General features: G+C 64.9%; 19 protein-coding genes and 1 pseudogene. 10 read left to right on the top strand and 10 right to left on the bottom strand.

Going from position 1 to position 19,153, the window contains the following annotated elements:
* Positions 1 to 117: 117 nt before the first annotated feature.
* Positions 118 to 1,498: pseudogene (gene pdxR / locus AWB76_RS22170) on the top strand (MocR-like pyridoxine biosynthesis transcription factor PdxR).
* Positions 1,499 to 1,655: 157 nt separating this feature from the next.
* On the opposite strand, the gene AWB76_RS22175 reads toward pdxR, so the two are convergent.
* The gene (locus AWB76_RS22175) at positions 1,656 to 2,237 is read right to left on the bottom strand and encodes a TetR/AcrR family transcriptional regulator (RefSeq protein WP_061162293.1); all 582 of its coding nucleotides are present in this window, start codon (positions 2,235 to 2,237) and stop codon (positions 1,656 to 1,658) included.
* Positions 2,238 to 2,335: 98 nt separating this feature from the next.
* Here AWB76_RS22175 and AWB76_RS22180 point away from each other — a divergent pair, with 98 nt between their 5' ends.
* Positions 2,336 to 2,803: a nuclear transport factor 2 family protein gene (locus AWB76_RS22180; RefSeq protein ID WP_061162294.1), complete on the top strand. Its 468-nt coding sequence runs from the start codon at positions 2,336 to 2,338 to the stop codon at positions 2,801 to 2,803.
* A gap of 6 nt (positions 2,804 to 2,809) precedes the next feature.
* On the opposite strand, the gene AWB76_RS22185 is transcribed toward AWB76_RS22180, so the two are convergent.
* On the bottom strand, positions 2,810 to 2,989 hold the full coding sequence (locus AWB76_RS22185; protein ID WP_061162295.1) for a CsbD family protein: 180 nt from the start codon (positions 2,987 to 2,989) through the stop codon (positions 2,810 to 2,812).
* Between the two features lie 72 nt (positions 2,990 to 3,061).
* Complete coding sequence (locus AWB76_RS22190; RefSeq protein ID WP_061162296.1) at positions 3,062 to 4,084, bottom strand: transporter; 1,023 nt, start codon at positions 4,082 to 4,084, stop codon at positions 3,062 to 3,064.
* Between the two features lie 148 nt (positions 4,085 to 4,232).
* On the opposite strand from AWB76_RS22190, the gene AWB76_RS22195 reads away from it, so the two are divergent.
* From AWB76_RS22195 to AWB76_RS22205, 3 genes are all read left to right on the top strand, one after another.
* Positions 4,233 to 4,640: a hypothetical protein gene (locus AWB76_RS22195; RefSeq protein WP_244173417.1), complete on the top strand. Its 408-nt coding sequence runs from the start codon at positions 4,233 to 4,235 to the stop codon at positions 4,638 to 4,640.
* 64 nt (positions 4,641 to 4,704) lie between these two features.
* On the top strand, positions 4,705 to 5,136 hold the full coding sequence (locus tag AWB76_RS22200) for a response regulator (protein ID WP_061162297.1): 432 nt from the start codon (positions 4,705 to 4,707) through the stop codon (positions 5,134 to 5,136).
* Positions 5,137 to 5,422: 286 nt separating this feature from the next.
* Positions 5,423 to 5,698 carry a hypothetical protein gene (locus AWB76_RS22205; protein WP_061162298.1) on the top strand — a complete coding sequence of 92 codons (276 nt, stop codon included), beginning with the start codon at positions 5,423 to 5,425 and terminating at the stop codon, positions 5,696 to 5,698.
* A gap of 108 nt (positions 5,699 to 5,806) precedes the next feature.
* Here AWB76_RS22205 and AWB76_RS22210 read toward each other — a convergent pair whose 3' ends face one another.
* Positions 5,807 to 6,766, bottom strand: coding sequence for a chemotaxis protein (locus tag AWB76_RS22210; RefSeq protein WP_061162299.1), 960 nt, complete (start codon positions 6,764 to 6,766; stop codon positions 5,807 to 5,809).
* A 281-nt stretch (positions 6,767 to 7,047) separates the two neighbouring features.
* Between AWB76_RS22210 and AWB76_RS22215 the strand changes: the two genes are divergently transcribed.
* The 3 genes from AWB76_RS22215 to AWB76_RS22225 all read left to right on the top strand — a co-directional run bounded on the left by AWB76_RS22215 (position 7,048) and on the right by AWB76_RS22225 (position 9,454).
* Positions 7,048 to 7,488, top strand: a complete 441-nt coding sequence (locus AWB76_RS22215; RefSeq protein WP_061162300.1) for a CBS domain-containing protein — start codon at positions 7,048 to 7,050, stop codon at positions 7,486 to 7,488.
* A gap of 116 nt (positions 7,489 to 7,604) precedes the next feature.
* Positions 7,605 to 8,600 (top strand): diacylglycerol/lipid kinase family protein, encoded by a 996-nt coding sequence (locus AWB76_RS22220; protein ID WP_061162425.1) that lies wholly within the window; start codon positions 7,605 to 7,607, stop codon positions 8,598 to 8,600.
* Complete coding sequence (locus AWB76_RS22225; RefSeq protein WP_061162301.1) at positions 8,597 to 9,454, top strand: metallophosphoesterase family protein; 858 nt, start codon at positions 8,597 to 8,599, stop codon at positions 9,452 to 9,454. The genes AWB76_RS22220 and AWB76_RS22225 overlap by 4 nt, the downstream gene beginning before the upstream one ends.
* On the opposite strand, the gene AWB76_RS22230 is transcribed toward AWB76_RS22225, so the two are convergent.
* On the bottom strand, positions 9,438 to 9,833 hold the full coding sequence (locus AWB76_RS22230; RefSeq protein WP_061162302.1) for a PPC domain-containing DNA-binding protein: 396 nt from the start codon (positions 9,831 to 9,833) through the stop codon (positions 9,438 to 9,440). The two genes, AWB76_RS22225 and AWB76_RS22230, sit on opposite strands and share 17 nt — an antisense overlap.
* Positions 9,834 to 9,946: 113 nt before the next feature.
* Between AWB76_RS22230 and AWB76_RS22235 the strand changes: the two genes are divergently transcribed.
* Both AWB76_RS22235 and AWB76_RS22240 read left to right on the top strand, forming a co-directional pair.
* Positions 9,947 to 10,336: an MAPEG family protein gene (locus AWB76_RS22235; protein ID WP_061162303.1), complete on the top strand. Its 390-nt coding sequence runs from the start codon at positions 9,947 to 9,949 to the stop codon at positions 10,334 to 10,336.
* A gap of 16 nt (positions 10,337 to 10,352) precedes the next feature.
* The gene (locus AWB76_RS22240; RefSeq protein WP_061162304.1) at positions 10,353 to 11,027 is read left to right on the top strand and encodes an alpha/beta hydrolase; all 675 of its coding nucleotides are present in this window, start codon (positions 10,353 to 10,355) and stop codon (positions 11,025 to 11,027) included.
* A 99-nt stretch (positions 11,028 to 11,126) separates the two neighbouring features.
* On the opposite strand, the gene AWB76_RS22245 is transcribed toward AWB76_RS22240, so the two are convergent.
* From AWB76_RS22245 to AWB76_RS22260, 5 genes are all read right to left on the bottom strand, one after another.
* Positions 11,127 to 13,142, bottom strand: coding sequence for a hybrid sensor histidine kinase/response regulator (locus AWB76_RS22245; protein WP_244173418.1), 2,016 nt, complete (start codon positions 13,140 to 13,142; stop codon positions 11,127 to 11,129).
* 249 nt (positions 13,143 to 13,391) lie between these two features.
* Positions 13,392 to 13,550, bottom strand: coding sequence for a hypothetical protein (locus AWB76_RS41040; RefSeq protein WP_157696177.1), 159 nt, complete (start codon positions 13,548 to 13,550; stop codon positions 13,392 to 13,394).
* Positions 13,551 to 13,709: 159 nt separating this feature from the next.
* Entirely contained in the window at positions 13,710 to 16,511 is a 2,802-nt protein-coding gene (locus AWB76_RS22250) for an Hsp70 family protein (protein WP_061162305.1), read from the bottom strand.
* Complete coding sequence (locus AWB76_RS22255) at positions 16,512 to 18,404, bottom strand: Hsp70 family protein (RefSeq protein WP_061162306.1); 1,893 nt, start codon at positions 18,402 to 18,404, stop codon at positions 16,512 to 16,514.
* Positions 18,401 to 18,997: a DUF2760 domain-containing protein gene (locus AWB76_RS22260; RefSeq protein WP_061162307.1), complete on the bottom strand. Its 597-nt coding sequence runs from the start codon at positions 18,995 to 18,997 to the stop codon at positions 18,401 to 18,403. The genes AWB76_RS22255 and AWB76_RS22260 overlap by 4 nt, the downstream gene beginning before the upstream one ends.
* Between the last annotated feature and the right edge of the window lie 156 nt (positions 18,998 to 19,153).

Consider the following 19,153-nt stretch of genomic DNA (forward strand, 5'->3'; position numbering starts at 1 on the left):
CAAGTAAGGGGTCTAATATCAACGCATCAGGGCACTTCCACGATGACATGAACCCTCGGTACTTCAGCAACCTGTTAGGCGTGTCAAGAAGAGTGGTTCCATGCGATGGGAGACTTCATGGATACCATCATCCTGGCCGACTGGCTGAGCGCGCGCCTCGACCGCACGGCCGCCGAACCGATGTACCGGCAAGTGCTCGAACTGATGCAGCAGGCCATTCTGACCGGCCAGCTCGCGCCGGGCACCAAGCTGCCGAGTTCGCGCACGCTCGCGATCGATCTCGGCATCGCCCGCAATACCGTGCTGCACGTCTACGATCAGCTCACGGCGGAAGGCTATGTCAGTTCGACGACCGGCAGCGGCACCTACGTCGCCGACACCGCGCCGCGCGATGGCGCTTCGAAGAAAGCGAAAGCCGCGGAGACCAAGGCGCCGTGTACGATCTCGCGCCGCGGCGAGCGCCTGATCGCGCAGGCGGGCGTGTCGCCGAAGCAGTGGGGCGCGTTCATGCCCGGCGTGCCGGACGTGGCCGAGTTTCCGGCGCGCACCTGGAGCCGCTTGCAGGCGCGCCTCTGGAAACGCGCGAGTCCGGATCTGCTGACTTATGCGCCGGGCGGCGGCTATCGGCCGCTGCGGCGCGCGCTGTCGGATTATTTGCGGGTCGCGCGCTCGGTGAAGTGTCAGCCGGATCAGATCATCATCACGACGGGCATCCACCAGTCGATCGATCTCGCCGTGCGCCTGCTCACCGATTTTGGCGATCGCGCGTGGGTCGAGGAGCCGTGCTACTGGGGCGCGCGCAGCGTGCTGCAATCGTCGGGGCTGACGCTCGTGCCGATTCCCGTCGACGAGGAAGGGCTCAATCCGGCCTCGCGCGACATGACCGAGCCGCCGCGTCTCGCGCTGGTCACGCCGTCGCATCAATATCCGCTCGGCATGGTCATGAGCCTCGCGCGACGCCGCGCATTGCTGGAATTCGCGCGTCAGCACAAGGTGTGGATCATCGAGGACGATTACGACAGCGAATTCCGCTACGGCAGCCGGCCGCTGTCATCGCTGCAAGGGCTCGACGATGCAGGGCAGGTGATCTACGTCGGCAGTCTCGGCAAGATGCTGTATCCCGGCCTGCGGATGGGCTACATGGTCGTGCCGGAAGAGCTCGTCGAAACGTTCCGGATCGGCGTGGCGGAGTTGTATCGCGAAGGGCAGCTCATGCAGCAGGCGGTGCTGACCGAGTTCATTCTCGACGGCCATCTCACGTCGCATGTGCGGCGCATGCGCGGGCTGTATGGATGATCGCGCGGTCGCCGCCGACGCGCTGGCCGCCGGCGTCGTGACACGGCCGCTCATCAATTACTTCATGAACCATGAAAGGGCGCTGCGAGGTTTGATGCTCGGCTATGCGTGCGTGCCGAACGACGAGATCGCGCCCAATTTCGCGAAGCTCGCCGATGTCATCGAGCACGCGTTGATGCCGATGCACATGGCTCAGGCATGAAGCATGTCTCTGAAATCAATCGACTCGATTGAAATCCTTGATTTCACTTGAGCGCGTTTCTATCGCACTCTTGAAGTTCTCTCGGGTTGTGTCAAATCCCCGACTCAACCTTTGGCACCGGCCTCGCGCCGGTGTTTTCTTTGGCGCTGTCCGTGCGCTATTGATCCGCCGCGCTACGCTTGACGGCACGGACGACGCGCGCGAGGGCCTTCAATGCATCGGCGGGCGAATCGGCGAATTGCGCGGCGACGATCGCGCCATCGACAGCCAGCGCGAGCGCCTGCGCATCGGCCTTTGCAGTGCGCGAAGCGGGCATGAGCGCGCGAATCGCCGTGGTCATGTCACGTTTGTGACGGCGTGAAATATCGACGGCCTGCGGCAGTGTTGCGCCGACCTCGACGACCGAGTTGATGAACGCGCACCCACGATAATGCTCGCTGCCGAACCATTCGGCCAGCGCGGGCACGAGCGCGTTGAGCGTGCCGCCGTGGCGCGCGAGCGCGTCGCGGAACCACGCCATCCAGTTGTTGTGACGAAAGTCGAGGAACGCGACGATCAGATCATCCTTGCTCGGGAAATATCGATAGAACGTCTTCTTCGCGACGCCCGATTCGGCGATCACGCGATCGATGCCCGTTGCGCGAATGCCGTCGCGATAGAAGAGATCGTGCGCGGTGTACAGAATGCGTGCGTCCGGCGCGAGGTCGGCGAGATCGGTGGGGAAAGCGGAGGGAGTCATGCAATCGATTGTAGACAGGTTCGTCTACCTGCGCTAGAGTGCGTCGAGTAGACAGATCTGTCTACTCTTTTTCATCACTTGATACACGAGGACTCGTCATGGAATCCAAGCCGCCGTTTCCGCCGTTCGATGAAGCATCCGCCAGGCTGAAAGTCCGTCTCGCCGAAGATGGATGGAACACGCGCGAGCCCGAACGCGTTTCGCTCGCGTACAGCGTCGACACGCGCTGGCGCAATCGCGCGGAGTTCGCGAACGGACGCGAGGAAGTGGTCGCGTTCCTGCGCCGCAAATGGGCGCGCGAACTGGATTATCGGCTGATCAAGGAACTGTGGGCGTACACGGGCAACCGTATCGCGGTGCGTTTCGCGTACGAATGGCACGACGACGCGAACAACTGGTATCGCAGCTACGGCAACGAAAACTGGGAATTCAACGAAGCGGGACTGATGACGCATCGGCATGCGTCGATCAACGATCTGCCGATCAAGGAAGCGGACCGCAAGTATCACTGGCCGCTCGGCCGCCGGCCCGACGACCATCCGGGCCTGAGCGACCTGGGCTTCTGACAGCGCTTACTTCTTGACGCGCCTGACGGCATCGACGGCGGCGCCGAGTTTGGCCTGCATTTTGCCCGCCATCTTTTCGGCGGTGCCGCGCATTTGCGTGCCGCGGCTTCCGGTGGCCTTGCCGACGGCTTCGCGGACGATGCCTTTCATCTGGCGAGCCGTACCTTCGATGCGGTTCTTGTCCATGATGTCCTCCGACGATTTGCGAGGCTCGCGCCTCATCGGAAGAGACGCATCGAGCGTGCCTGCCCGGCGCCGCTACATATCGCGGCGGCGCCGGAATGCCCACCATCCGGCGAGCGCCGTGAACGTCGCGACAATCACCACGAGCAGCCAGAAGCCGTGATGATTTTCCGCGAGCGGAATGCCGCCCACGTTCATGCCGAAGAACCCCGCGACGATATTGATCGGCAGCGCGAGCACGGTCACGAGCGTCAGCGTGAAGAGCGTGCGATTGCTTTGCTCGTCCATGCGCGTCGCGACTTCTTCCTGCAGCAGCTTGATGCGTTCGACGAGACCGGCAAGATCGTTGAGCACGAGCGAGAACTCTTCGGTCGCGTCGCGCAAATCCTGAATATCCTGCGAATGCAGCCAGCGCGGCGGCCGCGCGAGCAGTCGAAACACCGAACCGGGCTCGGGCGCGAGCAGACGTTGCAGCCGCACGAGCACACGGCGCAGGCCGCCGAGATCGGTGCGGCTCGCGGCGCCGCGCATCGATAGAAAACGATCCTCGATGCCGTCGACCTCGACGCTCGTGCGCCGCACGATATGCACGAGCAGATCGGCCTGATCGCGCAGCAGATGCGCGAGCAATTCGGCGGGCGAGCGGAAGATTTCGCCGCGCCGGACCGATTCACGCAGCGAATCGACCGAACGCAATGGTTTGAGCCGCGCCGTGACGATCAGCTTCTGATGCGTATAAACCCACAGCGTCGCGATCTCCGAGGGCGTCAGCTCGAAGTTGAACATCACATCGTTGATGACGGCGAAGAGCGCGCCCTCCTGATGCTCGATGCGCGTGGAGTGCGATCCTTCGTTCAGCGTGTCGAAGAAGGCGTCGGGCAGGCCGAGGCGCTTGCGCATCCATCGTTCGCACGAGCTGTTCGCGAGATCGAAGTGCAGCCATACGAACTCCCTGGTCGTGTCGTCGCGGGCGAGCCAGTCGCTCGCGGCTTCGGCATCGATCGGCTCGCCGGGCTGATCGAGACGGAACCGGAAGCCGCAGACGAGGCCGGAGAAATCGGAGCCGTAGGGCGGTCTTTGCTGGATAGCGGGATTCATGCGGGCGTTCGGTTGACATTCGGGGATGCGACGGCTCGGGCGTGCGCGCCTTCACGCGCTAGTGTGCCATCGGTCGCGCCCCGAAATGCGATCGTAACGCCGGAGAAAGCATGAAACGGTCGCGGCGAGCATGCCGGACCGTGCAAATATGACTGTCATATTGTCGGCGTATCATCGCGGCACGCAGGACGGCGCACATCGGGAGAAGGCAGTGGAAGACCGTGACGATCTGGACGGGGCGACGCAAAGCACGGCGGGCGGACTCGTCCGCCTTGCGTCGGTGATTGCGGGGCTCGCACGCGAAGGCGTGATCGATACGCGCTTCGGCGCGAAACTTTTCAAGCGGCTCGACAAGGAAGCGCGGCGCGTGTCCGCGCAGGGCGGCGCGCCGCTCGACGAGGACGAACAATCCGCGCTTTTCGGCGCGCTCGGTGAGCTGGATCTTGCGTTGCGTCAGCGCGACGCGGCATCGCTCGTCGAGGCGAATGCGCGGCTGCGCGAGCGCGAAGAGGCATCGGGCAAACGTCGCAAGAGCAAGAAGGACAGCGACGCCTGAATCAGGCCGCCGGTGCGGGCGCGAATCATGCTGTTCAGCAGGCATGTGCTCTCGTCCCTTGCCCATGTCCGCATCCCTTCATTCTTCCCATTGCGCGCTGTGGACGAACCGTAGCGTCGACGTAGACCACGATACGTGGCGCATTCTCATCGTCGACGACAACGCCTATAGCGCCGAAGCGCTGTCCGCCGCGCTCGAATCGGACGGCTTCGACACGCGTTTCGCGCTCTCCGGCGTCGATGCGCTGCATACGATCGACGGCTGGATTCCGCATGTCGTCATTCTCGATATCACGATGCCCGAGCACGACGGCTACGCGACCGCGCGCGTGCTGCGCCGAATCGGCCGCACGCGCGACGCGGTGATCATCGCGTTCACGGCGCTCGGCGAGGAGATCGTGCGGCCCGAAGCCGTGCCTTCCGGCTTCGACGGTTACTGTCAGAAAGGCAATCCGCCCGCCGAACTCGTTCGGTTGATCGGGCGTCTGGTCCACTGATTCGCACGTTCGATCGACAAATAATTGTTCTGCCCCCGCCGAACGAAGGGTCATATCGCGTTGCGATGCAACACGCGCAGTCCCTTGCGGGACGGGCATTTCGGCGAATTCTGAACGAACGTGCGGCCAACGATTGTTGGCTGAGATCGAAAACTGAATTGAAATTTATGGGGATAAAAAAGCGATAGTAGGGGTATACACTGCATTTCATCGACGTAGCAGACAGTTTCTCGCAAGACCGCTGCGGCGCTTTCTGATTGAACGTCAACCGTCTTTGGAGCTCACCATGAAACGCAACCTCATCGCTACCCTTCTGATCGCCGCTACCGCCACGCTCGCCGCTCCCGCTTTCGCCAGCGGCTACGGTCCGGCTCCGTTCTACCGTCCGGCTGTCGGCGCGCCGACGTCGCAACAAGGCCCGAGCGCGCAAGCGATCGCCGCTGAAGAAAACGCCAACGGCGTCGACACGCACGCTTACGGCGGCTCGCGCGACACGCTGGCTCAAACCGGCGCACGTTCGCAATCGAGCAACAACCCGCAATCGGTCTTCTTCGGTCACTAATCGAATCGGCTGGCCCGGCTTATCCGCCGGGCACATCGGCTGAAAGACTGCTCGGCGCCCGCCGGCACGGACTCAAAAGGTCCGCGTCGAGCGGGCGCCGATCCTTTTTCAGGCCGCGTGCGCGAGCGCGCCGCGCATCACGTTGGCGAGTTCCGACGCCTCGAACTTCGACACATAGGCATTCGCGCCGACCTTGCGCACATGCTGCTCGTTCGCCGATCCCGACAGCGACGAGTGAATCACCACCGGAATGTGCATCAGCCCCGTTTCCGCCTTGATCCGGCGCGTGAGCGTGAAGCCGTCCATTTCGGGCATTTCCAGATCGGTGAGCACGAGCGCGATGTGATCCGCGACTTCGGTGCCGTCCTTCTGCGCTTTCCTGAGCGCCGCTTCCAGCACGTCCCACGCTTCCTGACCGGTTTTGGTCATCACGAAAGGCACGCCCATCGCGGTGAGGCTCTGCTCGATGAGCGCCCGCGCGACGCCCGAATCGTCCGCCGCCAGCACGCGCGCGCCGGGCTTGAGCATGAGGCGGCCGGTGTTCGCCTCGGTGATATCGGTTTCCTGCGACGGCAGCACGTCGCGCACGATGCGCTCCACATCGAGCACCTGCGCGAGGCGCGAGCCGTCGACGTTGCCGTCGAGCCGCGCGAAGCTCGTCACGGTCTTGCCGCCCGAATGCGATTCCGCCGACAACACCTGATTCCATTCGAGCCGCACGATATCGTCGACTTCCTCGACCGCGAAGCCTTGCGTCGTGCGCGCGAACTCGGTGACGAGCAGAATCTTCGGCCCGTTCTTCGGCCGGCAGCCGGTGATGCGCGCGAGATCGATCACGGGAATGATCTGCCCGCGAATATCCGCGACGCCGAGAATCTCTTCGCTCGATCCGGCCACGGCGGTGATCGTCGGCATCGCGAGAATCTCGCGCACCTTGAATACGTTGATGCCGTAAAGCTCCCGCTGCTCCGAGGCCGGCGCCTCGCCGAGCCTGAACAGAAGCAATTCGAACATGTTGCTGCCCGCGAGCCGCACGCGCTGCTCGATATCCTGTTGTGAACTGCTCACCTCGTTCTCCCTCTAAGCGGTGCATTCGTGTATGTGTGCCCGCGGCGATGACTTTCCAGCGGATGCCTGATTAGCGGCATCAATTGGCAAAACTGAAGGCATGCCGAACGAATGGCGCGGTGTGCGGCACGTCGCGCGCCGTGCCAGTGATCTATACTTTTTCGAATGGTCGGGTTAATGCCTATGAAGGCATCGGGCGCGAGGCATTACGCTCGACACAGGCGCAAGCAAACCCGTCGCCCAGGCGCAACAACGTTCCCCGCTCATAACGGAGGCGCTCGATGGCAACAGTCGCACAGGTTCTGAATTCGAAACCCGACCAGACGGTCTATACCATCGCCGCAACGGCGTCGGTCTTCGATGCAATCAAGATGATGGCCGACAAGCATATCGGCGCGGTGATCGTCACCGAAGGCGACGAGATCGTGGGCATCATGACCGAGCGCGACTACGCGCGCAAAGTCGTGCTGATGGACCGCGTGTCGAAGCACACGCCCGTGCGCGACATCATGACCTCGCAGGTGCGCTACGTGCGCCCCGACCAGACCACCGACGACTGCATGGCGCTCATGACCGACAAGCGCATGCGCCACTTGCCCGTGATCGACGACGGCAAGCTCGTCGGCATGATTTCCATCGGCGATCTGGTGAAGAACATCATCTCCGAGCAGCAGTTCACCATCCAGCAGCTCGAGTACTACATTCGCGGCGAGCACACGTAAGCAAGCCGCCGTTCTGGCTGTAAGCTTTTCGTTATAATCGGCAGGCTCCGCGCGTGGGCGCGGAGTCAAGCTCGTCGTGCGCGTTCCGCGTGCGGAGCATCGAGGGAGCGCCGCCGATGACACCGACAGCCGCATCCGCCGCATTCGACGAAAGCGCAAAGACGCTCGCCGCCGACGCGCCGTTCTTCATCGTGATGAACGCGGGCTCGGGCCGGCGTCAGTCCGACGCCACTCGCAGCGTGCTCGAACGCGAACTTGGCGCGGTGGGCCGGCGCTTCGAATTGCGCGTTGTGGACGATCCGCGCCGTCTCGCGGATGTCGCGCGCGAGGCCGCCGCGGCGGCGCGCAAAGAGGGCGGCGTGCTCGTCGGCGCGGGCGGCGACGGCACGCTCTGCACCGTCGCGCATGCGGCGCACGACGCCGGCTGCGCATTCGCGGTGCTGCCGCGCGGCACCTTCAATTACTTCAGCCGCGACCACGGCATTCCGGCCGACCTCGATCGATCGACGACACTCCTGCTCGATGCGCGCGCGTTTCCGGTGCAAGTCGGCTTCGTCAACGGGCGCATGTTTCTCGTCAACGCGAGTCTCGGTCTTTATCCGCGCCTGCTCGAGGATCGCGAAATCTACAAGCGGCAGTTCGGCCGCAGCCGTCTGGTCGCGCTCTGGTCGGCGCTCTCTACGATGCTCAAGCCGCATCGGCATTTGCGGCTGCATATCGACCATGAAGGCAGCACGACCGAGATCCGCTCGTCGACGCTTTTCGTCGGCAACAACCGGTTGCAGATGGAGCAGATCGGCATGCCGGATGAAGCGCGCGCGCTGGAACAAGGTTTGCTCGTCGCGATTGCGCCGCGTCCCGTGGGGCGGCTCATGCATCTGTGGCTGTCGCTGCACGGCGCGGCAGGGCGTCTGTCGGATTCGGATCACGTCGTGAGCTTCACGTTCGAGCACATTACGGTGACGCATCCATCGAAGAAGCGCAGACTCGTCAAGATCGCGACCGATGGCGAAATCGCGAAACTGCAGATGCCGCTGGAATTCCGCGTGTCCGACAAGCCGCTTTTTCTGCTCAAGCCCGAGCCGGCGGAGGCCGAAGCGAATCGCTCATGACCGTGCTGCTGCAGATTTCCGATACGCATTTCGGCACCGAACGGCCGCTCGTCGTCGCGGCGCTCTTGCGGCTCGCCGATGCGCTGTCGCCCGATCTCGTCGTCCTGTCGGGCGATATCACGCAGCGCGCGCGCAGGCGGCAGTTCGCGTCGGCGCGCGCGTTCGTCGATGCCCTCGGCGCGACGCCGACGCTCGTCATCCCCGGCAATCACGACATTCCGCTCTTCGATCCGCTCGCGCGGCTGTGTTATCCGTACGCGAATCATCAGCGCGCGTTCGGCGCCGATCTCGAGCCGGCGTTCGAATCGCCCGGACTGCTCGTGCTCGGCGTGAACACGACGCGGCCGTATCGCCACAAGGACGGTGAAGTGTCGATGCAGCAGGTGAGGCGCGTCGCCGCGCGGCTGGAAGCGGCGAGTGCGGCGAGTGCGGCGCAGTTGCGCGTCGTCGTCACGCATCAGCCGGTGGCCGTCACGCGCGCGCAGGACGAAAAGAATCTGCTGCACGGCCGCGAGCGCGCGGTGCAGCGCTGGGCGCGCGCGGGCGCGGATCTGATTCTCGGCGGGCATATTCACCTGCCTTACGTGCTGCCGCTGCACGATACGTTCGCGGGTCTCGCGCGCCGCATGTGGGCGGTGCAGGCGGGCACGGCGCTGTCGCGGCGCACGCGCGGCACGATCGACAATTCGGTGAACGTGATTCGCCACGCCACGCCCGCCGACGATGGCGCGCGCACGACGACGGTCGAGCGCTGGGATTATTCGGAGACGAGCGAGGCGTTCGAAATGATCGTGCGCCACGATCTCGCGCTCGACGGCGCACGGCCCGCGATCGCGGTCACGTCGCCCGGATGACGAGTTCCGCGAAGCCGGTCGCGGCGTCGTGCTCACGTGTGTAACGTTCGCCGGGCAGACTGGCGATGACGAGCTCCGCCGTCGTGCGCACGATGCAGCCTGACGTGACGTGGCCGCCGAACACGTGGCCATCGGCGTCGGACACGCTCATGTGCAGGTGCGAACCTTGCGCCGACAGCGTGCCGGCGAGCGTGAGGATTTCGAGGTCGCCGCGCAGTTCGGCGGCTTCGTCGCGGCCCGCGTAGCGCAGCCGCGCGACGCTCAGGCTGCCGATGCCCTGAAGCACGAATGCGGCCGAGAGCCCGCGCGCGCGGAAAGCGTGATCGAGCGCGGCGCGCAGGTCGTCGCCGGGCGAGAGACGAAGGGTCATCGTATGCATGGGTGAAAGACTCGAAGCGGATCGCATTCAAGACTACACGCTCGCTGATCGCGGTGGCATCATGGGCGGCCCGTCGTGGCTATTGTCGTGGCTATTTCTTACGTGGAGACGCCATGAGTTTCGAACTGACGATGCTGGCCTGGACGCTCGTGCTCGCGCTGGTGCAAGTGTTGCTGCCGGCTGTGGTGCGCAACCGCGAAGTCGGCATCAAATACCAGGCTGGTCCGCGCGATGCCGCGACGCCGCCGCCCAGCAGGCTTTCCGGACGGCTGATGCGCGCGCAGTCGAATCTGTTCGAAACGCTGCCAATCTTCGCCATCGCGGTGCTGATCGTGCATGTGACGGGGCGCGAGAATGCGCTCACGCACTACGGCGCGCTCGCGTATTTCGTTGCGCGTCTCGTCTACGTGCCGCTCTACGCTGCTGGCGTGCCGTTCGTGCGCTCGCTTGTGTGGCTGGTGTCGGTCGTGGGCATCGTGCAGATTCTCGTTCCCATCATCTGACGAGGAGTGAAGGGCCATGACCGATCAAGCTTCGACCATCGAGATCGACACCGCGCCGAATCCCGAATTCGCCGTGATCCTGATGCACGGACTCGGCGCCGATGCCAACGACTTCGTGCCGCTCGTGCCCGAGTTGCGTCTCGCCGATGCGCCCGGCATCCGCTTCGTGTTTCCCAATGCGCCGGAGATCGCTGTTACCGCCAACAACGGTTACGTGATGCGCGCGTGGTACGACATTCTGTCGTTCGAGGGCATCAACCGGCGTGTGGACGAGGCAGGCATCGTGGCTTCCGTCGAGCGCGTGCGGGCGCTCATCGCGGAGCAGAACGCGCGGGGGATTCCCAGCGAGCGTGTTTTTATCGCGGGATTTTCGCAGGGCGGGGCGATGACTTATCACGCGGGTCTCACGCATCCCGAGAAGCTCGCGGGGCTGATCGTGCTGTCGGGGTACATTCCCTCGGAAGGGCTTATCGATGAATCGCTTTCCGACGCGAATCGCTCGATCTCCATCTTCGCCGCGCACGGCAGTTTCGATGATGTGCTTAACGTCAGCCTCGGCGAGCAGGCGTGCGAGTTTGCGCGTGCGCAAGGGTGTGATGTCGAATGGCATTCTTTTCCTATGCCGCATTCGGTTTGTATGGAGGAGGTTGAGGCTTTGCGGGTTTGGCTCGGTGCGCGGCTGGGTGTTTAGGATTATTCGCTGGGTCCCGTATTCGTGTTGGTTTGTTAGCCCCGCACAGGGGCAGAGCTAATAAACCAACACGAATACGGGATCCGGCGCGAAAAAAACTCACGCATTCAAAACGCATTCGCCAGCAATCAAAGCAAGCATCCCGCGCCGCAATTCCGCGGGACTAACGGGCTTGGAAAGCACATCCTGCTCACATGCAAGCGGCACGATGCTCGCCGCCGGCTCCCCCGTCACGACGAGGCACGGACACGGCCGCCCGAGCCGAGCAGCACCAAGCATGGCCACTTCCCGTGCGGTTTTGGCATCGCGCAGCCGGAAGTCGGTGATGATGAGATCCGGAAAGCGTTCGATATCGTCGAGAATCGTCTGAAACTCCTCGAAGCTCGCGGCCGAATCGTAAAGCACGCCCCATTGAGACAGCAGCGCCTCAGTGGACGCGCGCACGAGCCCGTCGTCCTCCACGAGCAGCACGTAACGCCCCTTGAGCTGCGCCATTTCCGCAGCTTCCGAGCGAGCAGGCGCGCGCGCCGACGGCTTGTCGGGCGACGGCCCGCACAGCGGCATTTCGAGCGAGAAGCGCGAGCCGCGACCTTCCGTCGACTTCAGTTCGATACGATGCTGGTCGAGCATCGACATCACCGCGTTGACGATCGACAGCCCGAGTCCCAGACCCTTGTCACGATCCTGCTCCGGATTGTCGACCTGGAAGAACGGCTGGAAGATGGCATCGAAATAATCGGCCGGAATGCCGATACCGTTATCCAGCACATCGATGCGAGCACGCGTCGCGGAGCGCACCACGCCGACAATCACCGTCGGTTTCGACGCCTTGTTCTGGTCCGCGTACTTGATGCCGTTCGACACGAGATTGGCGACCGCGCGCCCGAGCCAGTGCGAATCGCTGCGCACGCAGACGACATCTTCCTTCGGCAGCCGCAGGCGCAATTCAACGCCGCGGCTCATCGCGAACGGGCGCAACTGCTCGGCGGCTTCCTCGACGATCTGCCGCACGTCAAAGACGTGATAACGCGGCACCACGCGCCCCGATTCCAGCCGCGACAGATCGAGCACCGCGTTCAGGAGCCGCGCGAGAATCACCGAGGAGCGCCCGCATTCGTTGATGAGCCGTTCGGCCTGATCGAATTCGCCGTGGCGGATGGCTTCGGCGGCGGCCTGGAGGAACAGGTTGAGCGCGTGCATCGGCTGGCGCAGGTCGTGCGTCGCGGCAGCGAGGAAGTTGGATTTTTCGCGGCTCGCGGTCTGCGCGGCGATCATCTGCTGCTCGCGCAACGCCAGCAGCGCGTTCGTCTTGTTCTCCTGATCCTTTTTCGATACTTCCAGCTCGCGATTCTTCCGGCCCAGCGAGACATTCGCGGTGCGCAGTTCGTCGTTGAGCGACGCGAGCGCGCGCTCCGAGCTATAGCGCTCGCGCGAGACGCGCTCGGCATGCGTGCAGACGCCGTGCCCCACGACCACGACGTTGAACATATAGAAGAGCCCGGCGAAGAAATCCTCCGGGTTGAGCAGATGAATCGTGACCTGCAGAACGACGATCGACGCCAGCGTGATGATGCCGGCCGTCAAGGCGACGCGCGAACGCAGATAGAAGAAGCTGAACTGGAAGAACAGCGCGAGGCACAGACCGATGAAATGCTGCGTGTAGTTATAGGGCGCGGGCGTAATCGCAACCATCGCGAGGATGAGGCACAGCAGCCCGTAGATGCCCGTGAGAATGATGCGCTGCGCGGTGGCGTGCGCGCGGAACGACGGCCGCAACACCAGCACGCCGACGAAAAACAGCAGCGCGATGCCCGCGAAGCGTAGCGCGAGGATGTTGGGCAGGCGCGAGTCGAGCGCCTGATTGCCGCGCGCGAAGCTGAAGTCCCACCAGAGAAAGCATGTCCAGATGGCAAGCGCGAGCAGCGTCGACGCACGCCGGAACGCGCAGAAGCGCTGGCTGTGATCTTCGAGAAACTGTGCCTCGAGCACGGGATCGGAAAACGGCGCCGGAATCGACAGATTGCGCACCAGGCTCGCGCCGGCCTCGCGGGCGGCGGAGAGCAGAATGCCTGGATTGCGCACGCCGGCGGCGCGTTGCGGTACGGCCATCTTCATGCTCGCTCACGGAATCGGGATATCTACTTTAGGCCAACGCGGTCATACAAATACGCCTTTTTTTAGCAATAGGCGGTAAATGCCGGAAATTATTGCGGATTGGTGGCGTGTTTCGACCGGATGCGGCGAGGCGGAAGGAAGGAGGAGGGCCGATCGGCGAGCGTCTGATTTTTTTGCCCGCCGATTCGAAGGACAGCCACATCGAATGCCGCACGCACGATGACGAGGGCGGTCTTGCACGAGAACCGTTCAGCTTTTCGGTTTGGCCTTGGTGGTGCGCTTCGTGACCTGCATTTCCTTCGCGCCTGCAGCCTTCGCGGGCGATGCCTTGCTGCCGGCCGTTTTCTTGCGGCTCGACATTTCCGTTTCAGCGGGTTGGCTCGCCTGAGCCTTGCGTGGGGATGGCATGCTGACCTCCTTCAGTATGTGTCCATATCGACACATTTCTAACCATAGGATGCGCCCGGCAGGTATTCAAGACGCGTGCGGCCCAAGCGCAACGCATCGGCGAAAAAAGCTTCTGAGAGCGAAGCATTTCGGCTGATACCCGCTTCGCGCCAATCAGCTTCAGCCGATCAGCTTCAGCCCCGCCGGCAGCGTCTCGCCGAACACGCGGCCCACGTCCGCGCGATCCAGCTCGACGGTCTCGCGGACCATCGCGATCCACGCCTGCGCCGCGCCCATCGTCTCAAGCCGCTGCACGACGGCGGCGCGGGCATCGTCGGGGAGATCGCGGGAGCGGTCGCCCGTCATGCGCGCGATCTGCACGGCGGCGAACGCGGCGGGATCGACCTTCTTCCAGTCGAGCGCGAGGATCGCATCGAGCCAGCCGACGGCGACATCCGGCGGCACCACGCCGTGCGCGCTGCCGTAAAAGGGCGCGCGCGCACCGATGCGGCCCAGCGCCCACCAGCTTTGCACGCTCTCCGAGGGTTTTTTCAGGCGCGTGAGCAGCCACTCGCCGACCTCGATCTTGCGCTCGACCGGCACGCGCTCTAGCGACGCGGCGAGCCGCACCATGTCTTCGTAACCCGCGCGCGCCGCGCCCGCTGCCTTTCGATAGCGGCTCGTGCCGGGCGGCTGGAGCACGAAGGCCATATCGTCGAGCAGCTTCAGTTGCGCCGCTTCGGGCAGGCCGCCGGCCGCGCGGCGCCAGAGCGTCCACCATTCGGACCAGATCTGGCTTTCGTTGCTGTACTGAATGCCTTGATCGAAAAGCGTCCAAAGCTGCTCGACGCGCCAGTCGTCGAGCGGATGCCCGAAGCCCGGACGCATGCAGTAGCCCGCGAGATTGAGCCACAGGCGCTCGTGATCGGCGGTGCGGCGGCGCTTTTTCGCGCGCTCCAGCAGCGCGCCGAAAAGCTCGCGCAAGAGCGCGATGTCCCAGGTGTCGCGCGGGCCGAGCGTCTGTTCGAGCTGCGCGCGCAGGCGTTTGACTTCCTTCGGGCCGACGTCCTGCGACCGCGCGCCGAAAGTGCGATCGATCAACTCGATGGCTTTCGGCAGCGCCGGATGCGCTTCGCTCGCGGCTTCATCGGTCGTCGGCGATGCTTCGCGGCGCAACTGAAATTCGAGCAGCCAGCGCTCGCCGGGATCGTCGACGGCGATGCAGTGCATTTCCAGCGTGCCGACTTCGGTGAGCGAGGTCGTCAGCTGAACGGCGGTTTCGCGCGCTTTGCCCTTGCCGGCGGCGTGCGGATCGACGACGGTCGCGATCGGCGGCAGCCGGATGAAATCGCCCGATGCGCCTCCGAGGTCAGCGAGCGCGCCCGCTTCGTACGCCGTCTCCGACACCGACGACGCCAGGTGAAAGCGCACCGGCGCGCCCAGCGTGAGGGCAAACGTGCGGTCGGCGAGATGGATCGCCTGGCCTTCTTCGGTGCCGCGCGGCAGGACGCAGACGCCGCGAGTGACATCGGAAGCGGAGTTGGCGTCGTCTTCGAGCAGCAGGAAGAAGCTGCGCGCCGAGCCCCCGCCGATCTTCGGCGCGTGGCCCGCGCGGGCGAGCGCATAGGCGACCGCGCCGCGCGCGACGGCGACATCGGGATTGCCGTTGGCGAGCACGTTGACGGGTTCGCCGCGCCAGCCCGACAGCGTATCGGCGATGCGGCGCGCGAGCGGATCGGCGCGAAACACGCCGCCGTTCAACAGCAGGGTGTCCGGAATGGCGAGCGTTTCGGCGGCTACCCCGAGCGCCTTGCGCGCTTCGCCCGCGTGCTGGCCGAGAAACGCCGCGATATGCCGCGTGATCGCCGGATCGCTCGCATACGGCAGCCCGAACTCGACGATGCCGCCGCGCGAACGCCCCGGACGATCGCTCGCGGACACCATCGGAAAGAAGCCGTCGACGATGATTTTCTCGATCTCGTCGCGCGTGACGTCCGCCGAACGCGCGCCGCCGATCAGCTTCGCGCCCGCGCCGAGCAGCGTGATCGACGTGGATTCGGGCGCATTCTCGCCGAGCAGGTGCTCCTTCGCCGCGCGGCAGCGCTCGACGAGTTGCGACAGACGCCCGGCCGACAGACGCGCATCGGCGCCCGCGAGCCGCCTCTCGACGAGATGCGCGAGCGCGAGGTCCATGTTGTCGCCGCCGAGCATCAGATGGTTGCCCACGCCGATACGCGTGAGCACCGGCTCACCGTGCTCCATCGCGACCTGGATCAGCGTGAGGTCGGTCGTGCCGCCGCCGACATCGACGATCATCACGAGCCGCGTCGATGCAAGCGCTTCAGCGAGCGTCTCGCGATGATGAAACAGCCAGTCGTAGAACGCGGCCTGCGGTTCCTCCAGCAGCCGCAGCTTTTCGAGCCCCGCCATGCGCGCGGCTTCGAGCGTCAGCGCCCGCGCGCCTTCATCGAACGAGGCGGGCACGGTCAGCACGACGTCCTGCGCGTCGAGCGGCGCGTCCGGAAAGCGCTCGTTCCAGGCCGCGTGCACGTGCGCCAGATAGCTCGCGCTCGCGATCACGGGCGAGATTTTTTCGATATCGTCGCCCGCGCCCCACGGCAGAATGGGCGCGAGACGGTCAACCGCCGCGTGCGACAGCCAGCTCTTCGCGCTCGACACGAGCCGCCCGGGCACCTGCGCGCCGAGCGTGCGCGCGAACCGGCCGATGACGGCGGGCGCTTCCATCTCGCCCCACGGCAGTTGCAGATCGGCGGATTTGAGCTCGCCCGGCGCGTAGTGATAGCGCAGCGACGGCAAGAGCGGCAGCGCCGCGACTTCGCCCGCGCCGACGAGCTGATCGATCTCGAACACGCGGATCGCGTTCGACCCGGTTTCCGCATAGGCGACGACGGTATTGCTCGTCCCCAGATCGATGCCGACGCTATACCGCGCGCGCGCCGTCTTTTTCTTGCTCGCGGACACTTACAGGCCCATGCCCTGATCCACGCCGGAGTTCGCGCCGCCGCGTACATCGAACTCGACTTTCCAGCGCTCCGACGCGCCGCGCGGAATCGCTTCGAGTTCGAGCGTGCCCGCTTCGGTCACGCGCGCATGCAGCTTGACCGGCACGACATCGCCCGGCGTGCGGCCTTCGGGCGGCAGCGATGCCTCGATCTCTTCGAGTTCTTGCAACTCGTCCGGCTGCCAGTAATCGAGCAGCGTGCCGACCTGATCCTGACGGCGCACCGACGAGCCGAAGAAGCGGAAATGCACCGGCTCGCCGACGACGAGCCCGAATTCCTGCGCGGGGAGTTCGGCGTCGGTGCCTTCTTCCATGCCGAAGGGCGCGACGCACAGCGCCTGCACGGGCGGCTCCAGTCCGGGGACGGCCGGCATCGCCGATTCCACCGCGACGTAGTACGCGCGCGCCGTGCCGCCACGAATGCGCACGCCCTTGCCGCGCCGCACGTAGCCGTAATAGGCCGCGCCGCGCGCCACCGCGAGATCGAGGTCCGCGCCTTCGAGCAGACGCGCGGCGGGCGCGTTCTCGGAGGCGAGCCAGGCATTGAGCGTCGACATCACGCGTTCGACGAGCAGCGGCGACTTGAACACGCCGCCGTTGAAGAGGACGACGGTCGGATGCAGCAGCGTCGCGCCTTGCGGCGCCTGATGCTGCAAGCCTTCGACTTCCGCGAGCGCATTGACCTGACGGCCGAGGAACGCGGCGAGATGGCGCGTGACGGCGGCATCCTGCGCGTAGGGCAGACCGAGCTGCGTGAGACCGACGCGCGCGCGCGAAACGGGCCGCGCGGAGGCATCGACTTGCGGGAAAAAGCCTTCGAGCAGGATTTGCGTGAGTTCGGCGCGCGTGAGTTCGGTGCGCAGCGACCCGCCGATCAGCTTCGAGCCACGGCTCGGCACGACGAGCGGCACGGCATCGACGGACGGATCGGAGAGCAGCGTCTCCTTCGCCGACCGGCATGCGTAGGTGAGCGCGCGCAACTGCCACGGATCGGGCTGCGTGCCGCCCGCTGCGAGCTTGCGCGCGACGGTATGCGCGAGCGCGAGGTCCATGTTGTCGCCGCCGAGCAGGATGTGCTCGCCGACCGCGACGCGATGCAGCTCAAGATTGCCTTCGCGTTCGACGACCGCGATCAGCGAGAGGTCGGTGGTGCCGCCGCCGACATCGACGACGAGGATCACATCGCCGACTTGGACCTGCTTGCGCCAGCCGCCCGACGACTTCTGAATCCAGCTATAGAGCGCGGCTTGCGGCTCTTCGAGCAGCGTCATGCGCGTGTAGCCGGCGGCCGCGGCGGCTTCGGCGGTGAGTTCGCGCGCGGCGGGATCGAAGGACGCGGGAATCGTCACGGTGACGTCCTGCTGATCGAACGGCGCATCCGGATGCGCGTGGTTCCAAGCTTCGCGCAAGTGCGTCAGATAGCGGACCGAGGTTTCCATCGGCGACACGCGCGCGACTTCCTCGGGCGCATCGGACGGCAGAATCGCCGCGCGGCGATCGACGCCCGGATGGCACAGCCAGCTCTTTGCGCTGGAGACGAGGCGGATCGGTGTGCCTGCGCCACGGCTGCGCGCGAGTTCGCCGACGATAAACGTGCGCTCCTGCGTCCACGGCAACGTCAGATCGCCGGGCGCGAGCTCGTTTTCGTGCGGCAGATAGAGGAACGAGGGCAGCAGGTCGCGCTCTTCGGCGGCGCCGGGCGCGGTCAGTTGCGAGATGGGCAGCACGCCTTGCGCGGTCTTTTCGCCGTCGCTCGCGCTCATGTCGACGTAGGAAAGCGCGCAATGCGTCGTGCCGAGATCGACGCCGATCGAATAGCGCGCCTGATTATCGTTCGATTGGAAGTCGCTCACAGTTCCACCTCCGCCGGCGCGACGATGCTTGCATCATGGGACGGCGCGAGCTTCGGCAGGCGCGTGTCCTCGACCTTCCAGCCGCGATGGCTGATGCTGCCGTTGAACGGCGCTTTGCCGACGACATTGCCCGTCAGACGGACCGCAGCCGCATCGAAACCTTCCTGCAGCGTGATGCGGCTGCCTTCGGCTTCCGTGCGCACCGGCTTGATCGTGAAATGCTCGCGCAGCACCGCGCGGCAGCCGTCGTGCACGAGACGCGCGGCCGCGCCGATATCGGCGTCGCTGTAATTGACGATGTCTTCCTCGACGAAATCGATGAAACGCGCATCGCGCTGCAAAAGGCCGAGCAGTTGCAGCGCGGCGACCGGGCTTGCTTCCTTCAGCGCGGACGGCGCGGGCTGAACCGGCGCGGCGGCGGGCTTCGGCGTTTCGGCTTTGAAATCGGGCGCCTGGGGCGCTGCTTCAGGCGCATTCGGCGCTTCGCGCAGGCGCTGGACGCGGCCCGCGAACGTCGCGTTGCCGAGAATGCCGAAGAAGGCGCCGAAGGCAATGCCTATCCTGCCGAAAAAGCCTGGATTCATGTCGGTCATGTGATGCTCCTGTTGGCCGCGCGAGGACGACCCTATCCTCGGGCGGCGCGGGTGGCCGGTGTTCGGTGCCGTTTCGGTGGCGGGGGTGATGCCGGGAATCGTCTGTTCATGCGGTTTTCGGGCGCGCCGAACGGCATGGAACGTCAGAAAAACGCT

This window comes from Caballeronia temeraria (assembly GCF_001544795.2).
In the GTDB taxonomy this organism is placed as follows: Bacteria; Pseudomonadota; Gammaproteobacteria; order Burkholderiales; family Burkholderiaceae; genus Caballeronia; species Caballeronia temeraria.